General features: G+C 65.3%; 17 protein-coding genes and 2 tRNA genes. 15 read left to right on the plus strand and 4 right to left on the minus strand.

The genetic code is table 11. From position 1 onward, the window contains the following. From rsfS to BLQ85_RS01110, 6 genes are read left to right on the plus strand one after another with little or no spacing between them, the layout of a single operon-like run. On the plus strand, positions 1–816 hold the full coding sequence (gene rsfS / locus BLQ85_RS01085) for a ribosome silencing factor (RefSeq protein ID WP_074574218.1): 816 nt from the start codon (positions 1–3) through the stop codon (positions 814–816). Next, entirely contained in the window at positions 813–1,280 is a 468-nt protein-coding gene (rlmH, locus tag BLQ85_RS01090) for a 23S rRNA (pseudouridine(1915)-N(3))-methyltransferase RlmH (RefSeq protein WP_007871802.1), read from the plus strand. The genes rsfS and rlmH overlap by 4 nt, the downstream gene beginning before the upstream one ends. Before the next feature lie 7 nt (positions 1,281–1,287). Then, positions 1,288–1,890 (plus strand): Maf family protein, encoded by a 603-nt coding sequence (locus tag BLQ85_RS01095; RefSeq protein ID WP_074574219.1) that lies wholly within the window; start codon positions 1,288–1,290, stop codon positions 1,888–1,890. 27 nt (positions 1,891–1,917) lie between these two features. Beyond that, complete coding sequence (rng, locus tag BLQ85_RS01100; protein WP_074574220.1) at positions 1,918–3,417, plus strand: ribonuclease G; 1,500 nt, start codon at positions 1,918–1,920, stop codon at positions 3,415–3,417. A 14-nt stretch (positions 3,418–3,431) separates the two neighbouring features. Then, complete coding sequence (locus tag BLQ85_RS01105) at positions 3,432–4,175, plus strand: polysaccharide deacetylase family protein (RefSeq protein WP_074574221.1); 744 nt, start codon at positions 3,432–3,434, stop codon at positions 4,173–4,175. Beyond that, complete coding sequence (locus BLQ85_RS01110; RefSeq protein WP_074574222.1) at positions 4,172–5,362, plus strand: glycosyltransferase family 4 protein; 1,191 nt, start codon at positions 4,172–4,174, stop codon at positions 5,360–5,362. Before BLQ85_RS01105 ends, BLQ85_RS01110 begins: the two co-directional genes overlap by 4 nt. Before the next feature lie 13 nt (positions 5,363–5,375). Here BLQ85_RS01110 and BLQ85_RS01115 read toward each other — a convergent pair whose 3' ends face one another. Genes BLQ85_RS01115 through BLQ85_RS01125 form a run of 3 tightly spaced genes read right to left on the minus strand, consistent with a single transcriptional unit; the run spans position 5,376 to position 9,280 of the window. Next, the gene (locus BLQ85_RS01115) at positions 5,376–6,248 is read right to left on the minus strand and encodes a glycosyltransferase family protein (RefSeq protein WP_074574223.1); all 873 of its coding nucleotides are present in this window, start codon (positions 6,246–6,248) and stop codon (positions 5,376–5,378) included. A 15-nt stretch (positions 6,249–6,263) separates the two neighbouring features. Continuing rightward, positions 6,264–8,036, minus strand: coding sequence for a lipid A export permease/ATP-binding protein MsbA (gene msbA / locus BLQ85_RS01120; protein WP_083336686.1), 1,773 nt, complete (start codon positions 8,034–8,036; stop codon positions 6,264–6,266). Further along, entirely contained in the window at positions 8,033–9,280 is a 1,248-nt protein-coding gene (locus BLQ85_RS01125; RefSeq protein ID WP_254779633.1) for an O-antigen ligase family protein, read from the minus strand. Before BLQ85_RS01125 ends, msbA begins: the two co-directional genes overlap by 4 nt. A 169-nt stretch (positions 9,281–9,449) precedes the next feature. On the opposite strand from BLQ85_RS01125, the gene BLQ85_RS01130 reads away from it, so the two are divergent. From BLQ85_RS01130 to BLQ85_RS01170, 9 genes are all read left to right on the plus strand, one after another. Next, the gene (locus BLQ85_RS01130; protein ID WP_074574224.1) at positions 9,450–10,220 is read left to right on the plus strand and encodes a glycosyltransferase family 2 protein; all 771 of its coding nucleotides are present in this window, start codon (positions 9,450–9,452) and stop codon (positions 10,218–10,220) included. Beyond that, positions 10,217–11,089, plus strand: coding sequence for a glycosyltransferase family 2 protein (locus BLQ85_RS01135; RefSeq protein WP_074574225.1), 873 nt, complete (start codon positions 10,217–10,219; stop codon positions 11,087–11,089). The genes BLQ85_RS01130 and BLQ85_RS01135 overlap by 4 nt, the downstream gene beginning before the upstream one ends. Next, on the plus strand, positions 11,086–12,375 hold the full coding sequence (gene tolB / locus BLQ85_RS01140) for a Tol-Pal system beta propeller repeat protein TolB (protein WP_074574226.1): 1,290 nt from the start codon (positions 11,086–11,088) through the stop codon (positions 12,373–12,375). Before BLQ85_RS01135 ends, tolB begins: the two co-directional genes overlap by 4 nt. A 74-nt stretch (positions 12,376–12,449) precedes the next feature. Next, complete coding sequence (pal, locus tag BLQ85_RS01145; RefSeq protein WP_074574227.1) at positions 12,450–12,983, plus strand: peptidoglycan-associated lipoprotein Pal; 534 nt, start codon at positions 12,450–12,452, stop codon at positions 12,981–12,983. 14 nt (positions 12,984–12,997) lie between these two features. Further along, complete coding sequence (ybgF, locus tag BLQ85_RS01150; RefSeq protein WP_074575092.1) at positions 12,998–13,759, plus strand: tol-pal system protein YbgF; 762 nt, start codon at positions 12,998–13,000, stop codon at positions 13,757–13,759. 66 nt (positions 13,760–13,825) lie between these two features. Then, positions 13,826–14,941 (plus strand): YeeE/YedE family protein, encoded by a 1,116-nt coding sequence (locus tag BLQ85_RS01155; RefSeq protein WP_074574228.1) that lies wholly within the window; start codon positions 13,826–13,828, stop codon positions 14,939–14,941. A 21-nt stretch (positions 14,942–14,962) separates the two neighbouring features. Next, positions 14,963–15,742, plus strand: a complete 780-nt coding sequence (locus tag BLQ85_RS01160) for a tRNA threonylcarbamoyladenosine dehydratase (RefSeq protein WP_074574229.1) — start codon at positions 14,963–14,965, stop codon at positions 15,740–15,742. 104 nt (positions 15,743–15,846) lie between these two features. Beyond that, positions 15,847–15,922: transfer RNA gene (locus tag BLQ85_RS01165), tRNA-Lys, on the plus strand. An 8-nt stretch (positions 15,923–15,930) separates the two neighbouring features. Continuing rightward, positions 15,931–16,006: transfer RNA gene (locus BLQ85_RS01170), tRNA-Lys, on the plus strand. An 80-nt stretch (positions 16,007–16,086) separates the two neighbouring features. On the opposite strand, the gene BLQ85_RS01175 is transcribed toward BLQ85_RS01170, so the two are convergent. After that, a complete protein-coding gene (locus BLQ85_RS01175) occupies positions 16,087–16,590 on the minus strand; it encodes a hypothetical protein (protein ID WP_074574230.1) in 504 nt (167 codons plus the stop codon). Positions 16,591–16,602 lie beyond the last annotated feature (12 nt).

Here is a 16,602-nt window from a genome sequence, read left to right on the forward strand (position 1 = left end):
ATGACCTCCACCACCGCCAAAACCTCCGCCGCCGCCGACAAAAAGGATGTGCAGAAATTGCAGCGCGCCATCATCGATGGCCTGGAGGACGTCAAGGCGCAGGACATCCAGGTCTTCGACACCGAACACATCACCTCGCTGTTCGAGCGTGTGATCGTGGCGACGGGCAGCTCCAACCGCCAGACCAAGGCGCTGGCCGCCAGCGTGCGCGATGCGGTGCGTGATGCGGGCTTCGCCAAGCCGCGCATCGAGGGCGAAGACAACGGCGAATGGATCATCGTCGACTGCGGCGCCGCCGTGGCGCACATCATGCAGCCGGCCATACGCCAGTACTACCACCTCGAAGAGATCTGGGGCGACAAGCCCATCAAGCTCAAGCTGGGCGCGCCCGCGCCGTTGGTGAAAGCGTCCAGGGCCGACGCCGAACCCGAGGCCAAGCCCAAGGCAAGCCGCGCCGGCGCAAAAACCGCTGCCAAGCCAGGCGCCAAGACCGCGGCCAAATCCGCGGCAAAAGCACCGGCCAAGGCGCCCGCCAAAACCGCCGACTCCAGCTATGTGGGCCGGGTCGGCAAGAGCAACGACTGGACCGCCAAACGCAATGCGACCGCGACGGCGGCCGAACCCGCCGCCAAACCGGCCCGCGCCGGCGCCAAGGCCGCGACCGGCAAACCGGCCGCCAAGCCCGCGGTGAAGACGCCCATCATCAAGGTGCCGGCACCCAAAAAGGTCGCCGCGCGCAAGACGGCGGCCAAAACAGCCGCCAAGACCGCGGCCAAGAAACCCGCCGCCAGGAAAACCGCTCCCCGGAGCAAATGAGGCTGACGATCGTAGCTGTAGGCCAGAAGGTGCCCGATTGGGCGCAGACGGCCTATGAGGACTACGCCAAACGCTTTCCGCCGGAAATCAAGGTCGAGCTCAAGGCCGTCAAGACCGAGCCGCGTGCCTCCAAGACCCTGGACAACCTGCTGTCCGCCGAGCGCGGCCGCATAGAAGCCAGCATCGCGCGCGGCACCCGTGTCGTGGCGCTCGATGAACGCGGCACCGCCGTCACCACCGTGGCCCTGGCCGAAAGGCTGAAAGCCTGGCAGCTGTCGGGCGATGACGTGGCCATCGTGATAGGCGGGCCCGACGGGCTGGACGCGGGCTTCAAGCAGGCCGCGCACGAGCGCCTGCGCCTGTCGGACCTGACCTTGCCCCATGCCATGGTGCGTGTGCTGCTGATAGAGCAGCTCTACCGGGCCTGGAGCATCACGATTAACCATCCTTATCATCGAGAGTAGCCCGTTCATGGCTGACTTTATCTACCTGGCCTCGCAAAGCCCCAGGCGGCGGCAACTGCTGGAGCAGCTCGGCGTACGCCACGAACTGCTGCTGCCGGATGCCGATGAAGATGCCGAGTCGCTGGAGGCGGTGCTCAAAAACGAAGCGCCCACGGCTTATGTCCAGCGCGTCACCGGCCTGAAACTGGACGCGGCAGTCGCCCGCATGAAGCGGCGCAAGCTGCCGCCGGCGCCCATACTCTGCTCGGACACCACGGTGGCCATGGGGCGCGTGATTTACGGCAAGCCGGAGGACGCCAAGGACGCGGCCCGCATGCTGCGCGAGCTCTCGGGCGGCACGCACCGCGTGCTGACGGCCGTGGCCGTGCAGGCCGGGCGCCGCCGTTTCGAGGCGCTGAGCAACTCGAAGGTCAGTTTCGACGAACTGACGCCCGCCGAGATACGCGCCTATGTGGCCAGCGGCGAGCCCATGGGCAAGGCCGGCGCCTATGCGGTGCAGGGCAGGGTGGCCATGCACATCAGCCGCATCGACGGCAGCTACAGTGGCATCATGGGGCTTCCGCTGAGGGAAACGGCGCTTTTGCTGAAAGCCGCCGGTATTCGCCTCTAGCTTCCACACACATTTTTCAGGACCCCCATGCAACAAGACATCCTGATCAACTGGTCGCCCCAGGAAACCCGGGTGGCGGTGGTCGAGCACGGCGCGGTGCAGGAGCTTCACGTTGAACGCACCCTGGAACGCGGCCTGGTCGGCAATGTCTACCTGGGCAAGGTCGCCCGCGTGCTGCCCGGCATGCAGTCGGCCTTTATCGATATCGGCCTGGACCGCGCGGCTTTTCTGCACGTGGCCGACCTCATGAGCAGCATCAACAGCCGCCATGCCGACAGCGACGCCCAGGCCGCCGGCGGCCTCACCTCGCCGGCCATGGCTTCGCTGCAGCCTATCGAAAAGCAGCTTTTTGAAGGCCAGGCGGTGATGGTGCAGGTCCTCAAGGACCCGATAGGCAGCAAGGGCGCGCGCCTGACGGCGCAGATCAGCATCGCCGGCCGCCTGCTGGTGTTCCTGCCGCAGGACAACCACATCGGCGTCTCGCAGAAAATACCACCCCGCCAGCGCGAGGAACTGCGCCAGCGCGTGCAGGCCCTGGCCAGCGACATGGGCGGCGGTTTCATCCTGCGCACCAACGGCGAGGATGCGACCGACGATGAACTGGCCGAGGACATCACCTACCTGCGCAAGACCTGGGCGCGCATCAAGGACGCCTCGCTGCGCATGCCGCCGGCCTCGGTGCTGCACCAGGACCTGAACCTGCTGCAGCGCGTGCTGCGCGACCTGGTGGTGGAGGGCACGCAGACCATACGCATAGACTCGCGCGAGCAGTTCGACAAGCTCAGGACCTTTGCCGCGGAATTCATGCCGGCGACTGAGCAAAAGCTGCAGCACTACGGCGGCGAGCGTCCGATTTTTGACCTCTTCAACATCGACGAGGAAATCGCCAAGGCCCTGGGCCGGCGCGTGGACCTCAAGTCGGGCGGCTACCTGATCATCGACCAGACCGAGGCGCTGACCACGGTGGACGTCAACACCGGCGGTTTTGTCGGCGCGCGCAATTTCGACGACACGATTTTCAAGACCAACCTGGAGGCCTCGCAGGCCATCGCGCGCCAGCTCAGGCTGCGCAACCTGGGCGGCATCGTGATCGTCGACTTCATCGACATGATCAAGGAAAACCACCGCGAGGCGGTGCTGGCCGAATTCCAGAAGCAGCTGGCGCGCGACCGCATCAAGACCACGGTCAACGGTTTTTCGGCGCTGGGCCTGCTCGAGATGACACGCAAGCGCACCCGCGAATCGCTGGCCCACCAGCTCTGCGAGCCTTGCAGCGCCTGCATGGGCAAGGGCGTGGTCAAGACCGCGCGCAGCGTGACTTACGACATCCTGCGCGAGATCCTGCGCGAGGCGCGCCAGTTCAACCCGCGCGAATTCCGGGTGGTGGCCTCACCCAAGGTGATAGAACTTTTCCTCGACGAGGAAAGCCAGCACCTGGCCAGCCTCAGCGATTTCATCCGCAAGCCGATTTCCCTGCAGGCCGAGGCCGCGATGGCGCAGGAGCAATATGACATCGTCCTGCTCTGAATGTTTCTTTCTTCATGCCGACCCTGAACCGCCAACCGATTCCCATTCTGGTCTACCACCAGATCGCCGAGGCCCCGCCCAAGGGCAGCAGCCCGTTTCGCGGGCTCTATGTGGCGCCCGCGGCTTTCGCGCGGCAAATGGCCTGGCTTAAGCGCCTGGGCTACACGGGCCTGTCCATGGGCGGCCTGATGCCTTATTTGCGCGGCGAGCGCAGCGGCAAGGTGGTGGGCATTACTTTTGACGACGGCTACCGCAACAACCTGACCCATGCCCTGCCGGTGCTGGTGAAACACGGGTTTTCGTCGACTTGCTACGCGGTCAGTGGGCTGCTGGGCAAGACCAACATCTGGGATCAGAACATCGGCATCCCGCAGACGCCGCTGATGGACGAGGGCGAGATCCGCCAGTGGGTGGCGGGCGGGCAGGAGATAGGTTCGCACACCCGCAGCCACGCCAACCTGCTGGAAACCGACGAGGCGGGCTGCGTCGAGGAAATGGTGCTGGGCAAAAGCGGGTTGGAGGCCGTCACGGGCGGCCCGGTGACGCATTTTTGCTACCCCTTCGGCCATTTCAACGCCGGCCATGTGGAAACGGCGCGGATGCTGGGCTTTGTCACCGCCACCACCACCCAGCGCAGCCGCTGCCATGAAGGCATGGACCTGCTGCGGCTGCCGCGGGTACCGGTGCTGCGCTCGACCACCTTGCCGGTGTTCTGGCTCAAGGTCGCCACGGCCTACGAAGACCGCCGGAAAAAATGAGCCAGCCCACGCCTATGGCGGCTCTACCCCGGAAACTGCGTATCGCCGTTTTCAACCGGACTTTTTCGCCGACGGGCGGCGGCGCGGAGCGTTATTCCATCGCCCTGGTCGAGCAGCTGTCGGCCCGGCATGAGCTGCATGTGTTTGCGCAGGAAATCGACCACCATTGGCCGGGCGTGACGTATCACAAGGTCTCGGCCCCGCTGCGCAAGCCGCGCTGGATCAACCAGCTGTGGTTTGCCACGGCCAGTTGGTGGGCGACACGAAGCGGCTTCGACATCGTGCATTCCCACGAAAACACCTGGCATGGCGAGGTGCAGACGGTGCACGTGCTGCCCGTCAAGCACAGCCTGTTCCAGGGGCGCCGCGGTGTGCGCCGCGTCCTGCGCTGGATCAAGGTCGTGACCAGCCCGCGCTTGCTGGCTTACCTGGGGTTGGAGCGCGCGCGTTATGCGCCCCAGCCGGGCCGGCAGGTAGTGGTGACCTCTGAAAGCCTGCGCCCCATCATGGAGGCCGCCTACCCGGCCAGCCGCCCCGCGCTGTCGGTGGTCACCCCGGGCATCACGATGCCGCAGCTGCCCATCAGCGCGAGCCGCAAAAGCGAGGCGAGGGCCCAGCTGGGTTTGCCGGCCGCGGGCACTTGCCTGCTGTTTGTCGGCAATGACTACCGCAAGAAGGGCCTGGAGGGCCTGCTGCGGGCTTTGGCCCAGCTGCCGGGCGAGGTGGTGCTGGCGGTGGTTGGTAACGCGGCGCATATCGCCGAATTCCGCGCGATCGCCGATGCGCTGAAGCTGGGCGCGCGCGTTTTCTTCCTGGGCGCGCTCAAGGACGTGGGCCCGGCCTACGAGGCGGCTGATGCCCTGGTGCATCCCACCTTCGAGGACACGTTTGCGATGGTGGTGCTGGAGGCCATGGCCCACGGCCTGCCGGTGGTGGTCAGCGGGCCCCGGTACTGCGGCATTGCCGGGCTGCTGGCGCAGGGCACCAATGCGCTCTTGCTGGACGACCCGCGCGATGCGGGCGAGCTGGCGCGGGTGCTAGGGGACTTGCTGTGCCAGCCGGCGCTGCGCGAAGGCTTGTCGCGCGGCGCCGCGGCCTTTGCCGAGCGCTACCAGTGGCGCGAAATCGCGCAGCAGCAGGAAGCGCTGTATTTTTCAGCCGTCGCGGCGAAGGCTTTGCCGCGCTGATTTGTGTACGGCTTCAGGCGACCAGCTTGAAGTGTTTGCGGCTGAAGTCCAGCCCGGTCAGCGTCTCCACCTGGCGCATGAAGTGGTACTTGTTTTCCTTGGGCGTGGGTTTGTAGGCCGGGTCTATGTTGAGCACCGGTTCGGCCTCGGTTGCCAGCCATTGCTTCACCGCCTCGGGATGGGTGCCGGCGAAGGGGGCGAGGGCGCGGCGGTCAAACTGGCTGTAGGTGATCTGCGCGGCGCGGGCTTCGCCCCAGTATTTGCTGACCTGGTCCAGTTTTTTCTGCATTTCCTCGTTGCGGCGTATCCAGCCGTAGTGGTAGATGTGGGCGTTGGCCAGCGCGGCCTGGGGATTGCGCCCGCGTTTGTGCCGGGTGGTGACCAGCCAGTACTGGCCGTCGGGCGCGTAGCTGCGTATGGTGTTGCGGATCAAACGGCATTCGCGGCGGTACCAGCCGGGGCTGATGGAAATCCAGTCAGGCGAGCCGTAAAAGTGGAAGTAGTCGAAGACCAGCGCCTCGACGGCCGGGTTGTTGTGGTGGCGCTCGACGCTGGCGCGGATGGCGGCCAGTTCGCCCTCATGCACGACTTCATCGCCTTCGAGGTAAAAAGCCCAGTCGCCGGTGCACGAATACTGCGCAATCATTTTCTGCTGGGCATAGACAAAACCGCGGTCGGCCATGCGCTCGTTCCACAGGGTTTCGATGATGCGGATTTTCGGGTCATTGATGGCCCTGACGCGCTCCAGCGTGTCGTCCTCGCCTTTGCCGACGGCCACGACGAATTCGTCAACCAAAGGCAGCAGGGAGCGTATTGAGGCTTCAAAAGGAAAGCCCAGGCCCACGCCGTTTCGAATAAAGGTAAAGCCGCTGATGGAGACTGGCATCGATAAGGTTCCGTTTTAGGCCGCGCCCTGGAAGCCCAGGCGGTAAAGGTGGGCGTAAGCGCCGTTATTTTGGAGCAGCTGCGCGTGGCTGCCTTGCTCGACGATGCGGCCGGCGTTCATCATGATGATCCGGTCGGCGTGCTGGATGGTGGACAGCCGGTGGGCGATGATCAGCGAGGTGCGGCCCGCGGCCAGCCGCTGTATGGCCTCCTGGACGGCTTTTTCCGATTCGGTGTCCAGGGCCGAGGTGGCTTCGTCGAGGATCAGCACGGGCGCGTCCTTGTACAGCGCCCGGGCAATCGCCAGCCGCTGGCGCTGGCCGCCGGACAGCTGCATGGCGTTGTGGCCCAGCACCGTGTCTATGCCTTGCGGCAATTCCTCGAGCAGCTGCCCCAGGTTGGCGGCGGCCAGGCAGCGCACGACTTTGTCCCTGTCAAAAGACTGGCCCAGCGCGACGTTGAAGGCCATGCTGTTGTTGAACATGACGACGTGCTGGCTCACGAAGGCAAACTGCGAACGCAGGGATGCCAGGTTCCAGTCCCGCAGCTCGGTGCCGTCCAGCCTGATGCTGCCGGCGCTGTAGTCGACAAAACGCGGCAACAGGCTGGCCAGGGTGGTCTTGCCGGAGCCGGATGATCCCACCAGGGCCACGGTTTCGCCCGCGCGTATCGCGAGGCTCACCTGCTCCAGCGCCGGCGGCGCGTCCGGCTTGTAGACCACGCTCACGCCGGACAATTCGATGTCCCCGGCGGCCCTGGGCAGGGTGAAGCCGCCGCTGCTTTCGTCCTCGACCAGGTCGACCAGGTCCAGCCCGCGCTCCAGCGCCGCCAGCCCGCGCGTGATGGGCGTGGCGCCGTCGGACAGGCTTTTGATGGGCGCGATCAGCAGCAGCATGGCGGTCACAAAGGCCACGAAGCCGCCCACCGTGGTGGTGTTTTCCGAACCCTGGAGCAGGGCGATTGAGATCACCGCCGACAGGGCCATGGCGGCCAGCACCTGGGTGATGGCGCTCATGCCGGCATAGGCGACGGTGGATTTGATGGACAGCCGGCGCAGCGTATTGCTCAGCGCCTCGAAGCGCGAAGCCTGGCCGGCCTGCGCGCCGTGCAGGCGCACGTCGCGGTGGGCCAGCACGTTTTCTTCCACGACATAGGCCAGGTTGTCGGTGGCTACCTGGCTTTCGCGGGTCAGGCGGTACAGGCGCCGCGTCAGCAGCTGGATCACCAGCGCGACCGCCGGGAACAGCAGGGAGACGATGAGCATCAGCTTCCAGTTGAGGAACAGCAGGTAGGCCACCAGCGCCGCCAGCGTGAGCACGTCGCGCGCCAGCTTCATGACCGCGTTGATCATCATCGACGAGCCGTTGAAGACCTCGTAGACCACGGTGTTGGCCAGGGCGCTGGAGGACTGGTCCGCGAACAGCGACAGGCGCGAGCTCAGCAGCTTGCCGAACATCGCGCGGCGCAGCGACTGCAGGCCCTCGTTGGTGACCTTGGCCAGCGCATACTGCGCCACAAAGCCGGAGATGCCGCGCACGGCGAACAGCAGGATCAGGGTCACCGGCACCAGCCAGAGGTCCAGCGCGCCTTTTTGGAAGCCGCGGTCCAGCAGCGGCTTGAGCAGGGCCGGCACAAAGGGCTCGGTGGCCGAGGCGACGATGGTTGCGCCCACGGCCAGCGCCCAGCCCGTGCGGGAGCCGCTGAAGTAGGGCCAGACCCGCGCGAGGCGGCGCCACAGGCTCAGTCTGGCGGCCGTGGCGGGGGCTTGGATGTCGGTGGTGGAGCTCACGTTGTGTGTTGGGTTGGGGGCAGGCTGTCGGGTTTGCTCAGTCCCAAGGCCAGCAGCAGGCCGATCAGGACGCAGAAGAAATCGCCGATCAGGCCATCGTAAAGGGTGGAGTTGAACAGGCAGGCGACCGCCAGCGCCAGCAAGGCGGACTGCGCGGCCCGGGCGTAAGGCGTCTCCATCTTCAGGGTGTCGCGCAGCACCGAGAGCATGAAGCCGGCGATCAGCAGCAGGCCGGGAATGCCGAGTTGCACGCCCCAGAGCAGGTATTCCTGGTGCGGGTTGCTGCCGCGGTTGATGTCCTCATGCCGGGGATTGTCCAGGCGCTCCAGCCGGTCGTACTCGCTGCTCCAGCTTCCAACGCCCGCCCCGGCAAGCGGCCTTTGGGCAATCACCTGGGCGGCCCGGCGCCAGAACGCGAGCCGTATACCCGACGAGGTGCTGGCGTCGTGTTTGGCCGAGTAGCCTTGCACCTCCGTCTTGAGCTGGGTCAACCTGTCGCGCATCATGGGCGAGCTGAAAAATAGGACGGTGACAAGCAGGAAGGGCAGCGCGGCCACGATCATGCGGTACCTTCCGGGCAACTGCCACATGATGGCCAGGGACAGCAGCGCGACGCCGACCAGCTGGCCGCTGCGGCCCACCATGACAAAGAACACATTGGCCAGGGAGAGGACGGCTGCCGCGGCAGCGATTCGCGGGCCGAAGCGGCCGGGCACCAGGCCGCGCAAATGCCAGCACAGCGCGGCGAACACGGCGCTCATGATGCCCTGGTCAAGATAGCCCGAAAACACCGTGTAGTGCGAGACGGTGGTGCGGGAGCTGGCCCAGGCAACCGGCATGTCGGCAAAAAGCATCCAGGAACTGATGACCACCAGCAGTTGCGTGACGGCGAAGGCCGCGAGGGCATACAGGGCTTCGCGGCGGTCGCGGATCAAGGCCATCATCGCCAGGATGAGCAGGAGCTTGCCGTACTTGGCCAGGGAGCCGGCGGCCTCCTGCAGCGGGGCGACCGTCCAGAACAGGCTCAGCACAAAGGCCAGCAGCACGGCCAGCACGGCCGGCAGCGTGAAGGTTTGTGCCAGGGCCACGCCGTCCCGGGACAGGCCTTTGCGCAAGAGCAGGGTCGCCACGGCGCAGAGCAGCAAGAGCAGCTTGGCGATGCTGATGATGGCGATGGACAACCCCACGGAAGCCGCCGCCAGGCAAATGACGGCAAGCCGGAAATTGATTGTCTTGATTCGCAAAATGGTCGTGGGGGTTGCCTGGCGGATGCCGCATTATCGGCGATTCCATTTGCCGCCAAGGCCTTGAATGCCGGGGGGCTCTGCTATGCTGTCAGCGCGTCGTGCGGGGCCGGTTTCACTGGCAAAATCCCGGGTGGTTTCCTCCTTCACCTCATTGCAAAGGCATTCGTTGGCAAGCTTGTCCGTCACAGTCATCACCCACAACGAGGCCCACAACATGGAGGCCTGCCTTCGCTCCGTGAGCTTCGCGGACCAGGTCGTGGTGCTCGATTCCGGCAGTACCGACAACACCGTGCAAATTGCCCGCTCCCTGGGCGCCGAAGTCAGCGTCAGCCCCGACTGGCAGGGCTTCGGCATCCAGAAGAACCGGGCCCTGGCGCTCGCCACCTCGGACTGGGTGCTGTCGCTTGACGCAGACGAACGCGTGACGCCCGAGCTGCAGCTGGAAATCCTGGCCTGCCTGCGGGCCCCGGCCTTCGATGTGTATGCCTTTCCCCGGCTCTCGAGCTACTGCGGGCAGTACATGCGCCATTCAGGCTGGTACCCCGACCGGGTCACCCGGCTGTTTCGCCGCACGGCGGCCCGCTTCAGCGAGGACCTGGTGCATGAAAAAGTGCTGGCCCAGGGGCCGGTCGGCCAGTTGCGCTCCGAGCTGCTGCACGAAAGTTTCCGCAACTTCGAGGCGGTTCTGGACAAGGCCAACCGCTATTCCACGGCGGGCGCGCAGAGTCTGCTGGGCAAGGGCAAAACGGCCTCGGTCGGCAAGGCCATAGGGCACGGCCTGTGGGCCTTTATCCGCACCTACTTTCTGCGCCTGGGTTTCCTCGACGGCCGGATGGGCCTGGTGCTGGCCATCTCCAACGCCGAGGGAACCTATTACCGCTACCTCAAGCTGTGGCTGCTGCAGCAGGGCGCCAAGGGAGCGCCGGCCGGCCGATGAAGATCAGCTTTATCGTCCTGACCTACAACCGCACCGATGCCTTGCTGGCCGTGTTGCGGTCGCTGGCTGCGCAGTGCGGCGAGGACCATGAGGTGCTGGTGGCCGACGACGGCTCGCGGCCCGAGCAGGTGCAGATGCTGCTCGCGCAGTGCCCCGTGTTCAGGTGCCCGGCCCGCCACATCTGGCACCCCGACGTGGGCTTTACCGCGGCGCGGGCGCGCAACCTCGGGGCCAGCCGGGCCACGGGCGACTACCTGGTCTTTCTGGACGGCGACTGCGTGCCCAACAAGGCGTTTGTGGCAGCGCACACGCGGCTTGCCGAAAAAGGCTGCTTTGTGAACGGCAGCCGGGTGCTTATCAGCCAACGTCTGACAGAACGTGTAGTCAATGGCGCTATCGACCTGCCCAGCCGTCCTGTATGGTTCTGGCTGGGGGCGCGGCTCTCGGGGGGCAGCAACAAATTATTGCACCTGCTCCCCTGGGGGCGGCGTTTATTCAGGGTAAAACCGGACTTTCACTGGCATGGCATACGCAGCTGCAACCTGGGTGTCTGGCGCGCGGACTTTGTCGATGTCAACGGATTTGATGAAACCTTCGAAGGCTGGGGGCATGAAGATGCCGACCTCGTGCTCAGGCTTCACCACCTGGGCATTCACCGCAAAAACGGTTTCATGGGCACCGAAGTCTTTCACCTCTGGCACCGCGAGAACCCGCGCGACCAGGAGTCCATCAACAAAAAAAGGGTGCTTGAGCGCATGAAAACCGATGTGGTCCTGGCCGACAAAGGGCTTCGTGAACTTGATTCTTCCCCGGGCGTCAAATCCACCGTCAAAATAACCCCCCTGAACGGATCCAATTCTTCCCTATGAGCATTGCACCTTTTCTACGCCGCCGCACCCTTGTCAGCCTGCTGGCGGCCGGCGCCTTCCCTGTTCTGCCGGCTTTTGCGCAATTTCGCGTCGAGGTGTCCGGTGTGGGCCTGACCCAATTGCCCATCGCCGTCGCCGCGTTTCGCGGGGATGCGCAGGCGCCGCAAAAAATCGGCGCCATCGTGCGGGCCGACCTGGAGCGCAGCGGCATGTTCCGCCCGGTCGACACCACCGGTGTCACCGCCGACGAGAACACCCGGCCGGACCTGACGGCCTGGCGGCAAAAGGGCGCGGACTCCATGGTCACGGGCAGCGTGACCTTGCTGGCCGACGGCCGTTACGACGTGCGCCTGCGCCTCTGGGACATCGTGCGCGGCCAGGACCTGGGCGGGCAGAGCTACACCGTGGGCCCGGCCGACCTGCGCCTGTCGGCGCACCGCATCTCCGATTTTGTCTATGAAAAACTGACCGGCGAGAAGGGCATTTTCTCGACGCGCATCGCCTATGTGACCAAGGCGGCGCAGAAGTACAACCTCTGGGTGGCCGACTCCGACGGGGAGGGCGCCCAGTCCGCGCTGACCAGTCCCGAGCCCATCATCTCGCCGGCCTGGTCGCCCAACGGCACGCAACTGGCCTATGTGTCTTTTGAATCGCGCAAGCCGGTGATCTACGCCCACGACGTGGCCAGCGGCAAGCGCCGCCTGCTGGCCAATTTCCGCGGCTCCAACAGCGCGCCGGCCTGGTCGCCGGACGGCAAACAGCTGGTGGCGACGCTGAGCCGCGACGGCGGCTCGCAGCTCTATGCCATAGGCCTCAATGGGGGCGATCCCAAACGGCTGACCCAGTCTTCCAGCATAGACACCGAGCCCGCCTTCTCGCCCGACGGGCGTTATATCTACTTCGTCAGCGACCGCGGCGGCGCGCCGCAGATCTACCGCATGGGCCCGAATGGCGGCAACGCCGAGCGCGTCACCTTTACCGGGAGCTACAACATCTCACCCGCCATCAGCCCCGACGGGCGCTGGCTGGCCTACATCTCGCGGGTGGGCGGCGCCTTCAAGCTGCACGTCATGGAACTTGCGACGGGGACCGTCACTCCAATCACCGACACTTCAGCCGATGAAAGCCCGAGCTTCGCGCCCAACAGCCGCCTGATCGTCTACGCGACCCACCAGCAGGGCAGGGAAGCGCTGATGACCACCACGCTGGACGGCAAGATCAAAGCCAAGCTGTCCGGCGCCAGCGGCGACATCCGGGAGCCCGATTGGGGACCCTTCCAGCGTTGACCCACGGCGCCAGCCAGGCGCTTCAAGCCACCGTTTTCGATCCGGCCCATTTTTATTTTTTGTAGAGGTACTTCATGAAACGCAGAATTTTTTCCATCATCTCCTCCCTGGTCCTGGCGGCCACGCTGACGGCCTGCGGCTCCGGCGTCAAGCTCAATGACGTTCCCGTCGAAGACCGCACGGGCCAGACCACACAAGGCGACCCGTCGGGCGCCAGCGGCCGTGGTGTGCAGCCGGTGCAGGTGGATGGCGCCGATGCGTCGCTCGCGGGCCCGGCCAATGTGGCCAAGGTTATCTACTTTGATTTCGACAGCTATGTGGTCAAGCCCGAATTCCAGGGCGTGATCGAGGCCCATGCCAAGTACCTGACCGCCAACAAGGGCCGCAAGATGGCCATTGAAGGCCACACCGACGAGCGCGGCGGCCGCGAATACAACCTGGCCCTGGGCCAGAAGCGCGCCGAAGCCGTTCGCCGCGCGCTGGGCCTGCTGGGCGTGGCCGATGCGCAAGTCGAGGCCGTGAGCTTCGGCAAGGAAAAACCCGCGGTGCCGGGCTCCGACGAGGAAGCCATGGCCAAGAACCGCCGCGCTGAACTGAGCTACCGCTAAGCCGGGTGCCGACCGTGAAGACCTTCCGGATCGCCGCGATCCTTGCGGCCGGCCTGCTGGCGTTCAACGCGCACGCGGGACTGTTTGAAGACGACGAGGCTCGCCGGGCGATCCTCGATTTGCGCCAGAAAGTCGATGCGGCGCAAACCCGCACGGCCGAAGAGCTGCGCAGGACCACCGAGGACAATGCCCAGCTGCGCCGCAGCCTGCTGGACCTGTCCAACCAGATCGAAGCCCTGCGCAATGAACTCGCCACCATGCGCGGGCAGAACGAGAACCTCACGCGCAGCGTGGCCGAGATGCAGCGTACCCAGAAGGACCTGACGACGGGCGTGGATGAGCGCCTGCGCAAGTTCGAGCCGGGCAAGGTCAACGTGGATGGCAAGGAGTTTGTCGCCGAGCCGGCCGAAAAGCAGGAGTTCGAGGCCGCGCTGGCCACGCTTCGCAAGGGCGACTTCGCGGCCGCGCAGACCAGCTTCCTGGCCTTCATGAAGCGCTACCCGCAAACCGGTTACCGCGCTTCCGCCCTGTTCTGGCTGGGCAATGCGCAGTACGCCTTGCGCAACTACCGTGACGCGGTGACCAATTTCCGCGCGCTCGTGACGGCCGAACCCGAGCACATGCGCGCGCCGGAAGCCTTGCTTTCGCTGGCCAACTGCCAGAGCGAGCTCAAGGACAACCGTTCGGCACGCAAGACGCTGGAAGACCTGATCAAGGCCTATCCCCAGGCCGAAGCGGCTTCCGTCGCCAAGGAGCGCCTGGCCAAGCTGAAGTAATCCGCAACCCGGGCAGGCTATTCGGCACGCCCGGGCTTGTGGACCATTCGCCACTAAAATTGGGCAATGGACATCTCCGCACTCAACAGTCTCACGGCCCAGGTTCTCTGGGCCGGTTTCATTCTGGCCATGGTTTTTGGCGCGATTGCCCAGCGCACCCACTTCTGCACCATGGGCGCCGTCAGCGACATCGTGAACATGGGCGACTGGACGCGCATGCGCATGTGGGGCATGGCCATAGGTGTGGCCATGATAGGTTTCTTCACCATGGCGGCCGCCGGGGTGATTGATCCCGCCAAGACGCTTTACGCATCCAACCGATTCATCTGGCTCTCGGCCCTGGTGGGCGGCGCGATGTTCGGTTTCGGCATGGTGCTGGCTTCGGGCTGCGGCAGCAAAACCCTGGTGCGCATAGGCGGCGGCAGCCTCAAGTCCGTCGTGGTGTTTGCCGTGATGGGCATCGCGGCCTTCGCCACGCTCAAGGGCATCACCGCCGTGGTCCGCGTGGCCACCGTCGACAAGGTGGCGATTGATTTCACGGCCAACGCGACCCTGCCGAACTGGGTGGCCGGCGCCATCGGCATCACGCCGGCCGCGGCCGGCATAGGCCTGGCCATTCTCATCGGCCTGGGCCTGATCGTCTGGGCCTTGTTCAGCGAGGACTTCCGCCGCTTCGACAGCCTGCTCGCGGGCCTGGGCATAGGCGGCGTCATCGCGGCCATGTGGTGGGTCAGCGGGCGCCTGGGCTATGTGGCCGAACACCCCGAGACGCTGCAGGAAGCTTTTCTGGCCACCAATTCGGGCCGGGCCGAGGCGCTGAGTTTTGTTTCGCCCGTGGCCTATACCGTGGACTGGCTGATGTTCTTCAGCGACAAGAGCAAGGTGCTCACGCTGGGCATTGTGTCGGTGTTCGGCGTGGTGGTCGGCTCGGCTGCCTATGCGCTGCTGTCGCGCAGCTTCCGCTGGGAAGGCTTTCGCGACGCGGAAGACACGGCCAACCACCTGGTGGGCGCCACGCTGATGGGCGTGGGCGGTGTCTGCGCCATGGGTTGCACCGTGGGGCAGGGCCTGTCGGGCATCTCGACCCTGAGCTTCACGAGCTTTGTGGCACTGGCAGCCATACTCGCGGGCTGCGTGGCGGGTTTGAAGTACCAGGTCTGGCGCCTTGAGCGCCAGGCCTGAGGCGCGCATAGCTTCACAGCCATGACCTCCCTGATCGAAGAACTCCCCGCCGACCTGGAGCGCCGCTTCGGCGGCCTGGCGCGCCTTTACGGCGCCGCGGGCGCGCAGCGCGTACGCGAGGCACACATCGTGGTCGTGGGCCTGGGCGGCGTGGGCTCCTGGGCGGCGGAAGCCGCGGCCCGCAGCGGCGTGGCTCGGCTGACCCTGATAGACCTGGACCACATCGCCGAATCCAATATCAACCGCCAGGTCCATGCGCTGGACAGCACCCTGGGGCAGGCCAAGGTGCAGGCCATGCGTGAACGCATCGCGCAAATCCACCCAGGCTGCCGAGTCGACGGCATCGAGGAGTTTGTTGATGCCGCCAACTGGCCCGGCATCTTGGGCCTTGAGGGCGGTTTTGACCGCAAGCAGCTGGCAGTGATCGACGCCTGCGACCAGGTGAAAGCCAAGACCGCCATGGCCGCCTGGGCCATCGCCAACAAGGTGAGCCTCGTCAGTGTGGGCGCGGCGGGCGGCAAGCGGCTGGCGCACCGTGTCGACATCGACGACCTGTCGCTGGTCACACACGACCCCTTGCTGGCGCAACTGCGCTACCGTCTGCGCAAGGAGCACGGCGCGGCGCGCAAGGGCAAGATGGGCGTGGCATGCGTATTCAGCCGCGAGGCCGTGCTGCAGCCCGCCGCCGCGGCCCAAAGCGACGGCAGCCTGAACTGCCATGGCTACGGGTCGGTCGTGAGCGTGACCTCGACCTTCGGCCTGTGCGCAGCTGGTTGGGCGCTCGACAAAATTGCCGCCTGAGTTTTTGCGAAGGGCTAAAAAACCACGCTATAATTCAAGGCTTTGCTGCTCTTGAAGTGGCAAATACCGGAATGTATCGCGAGGGAAACCCTGTGATATAACTCGGGACCATAGCTCAGTTGGTAGAGCAGCGGACTTTTAATCCGTTTGTCGTGGGTTCGACCCCCGCTGGTCCCACCAGAATTTCCGGGTTCTTAGCTCAGTTGGTAGAGCAGCGGACTCTTAATCCGTAGGTCGACAGTTCGAATCTGTCAGAACCCACCATCCCTCAAAAGGACTTGGCCGAAAGGCCAAGTCCTTTTGTTTTTGCGCGGGGACATCGCGGGGTCCGGCCTCAGTCCGATTCAGGCCGAATGCCCCAGCGCCGGCACGTCAAGCTGGGCCTGCCGCGCCACCCGTATGCAGTCTTTCATGTGCTCTTCACCGAAGTAGCGGATGGCCGCGTAGCCGACGGCGGCCGCGACAACCTGGCCGGCCAGCGGGACGTATTTGGCGGCCTGCTTGGCCGTCAGGCGCACGCCTATCTTGGTGGCGGCCTTGATGACCAGGTCGCGGCTGATGAATTTGCCGATCAGTACTGAGCCCACCAGGGCCACGGCTTTTTGCACCTGATCGCGCTTTTTCGGTTCGAGCTGGTCGAGCTGCTGCGGCGTGAGGCCGAATTCCTTGTTGATCTCGGGGATGAGCCGGGACAGCATGGCCGCGTCCACCATCCAGTCGAGGCCGGGCACCGGCACGGCGCTGGCCGCGGCCGCGACCACGGCGCGCCTGTTGAGCAGTTTGCGGCTGCGTTTGACGGCGGCTGACAGCGCGGCGTTATCCGCGGCCATGTGCAAGGCGGAAGGCATGGATCAAATCCT

Source organism: Polaromonas sp. JS666, assembly GCF_900103405.1.
Classification (GTDB): domain Bacteria; phylum Pseudomonadota; class Gammaproteobacteria; order Burkholderiales; family Burkholderiaceae_C; genus Polaromonas.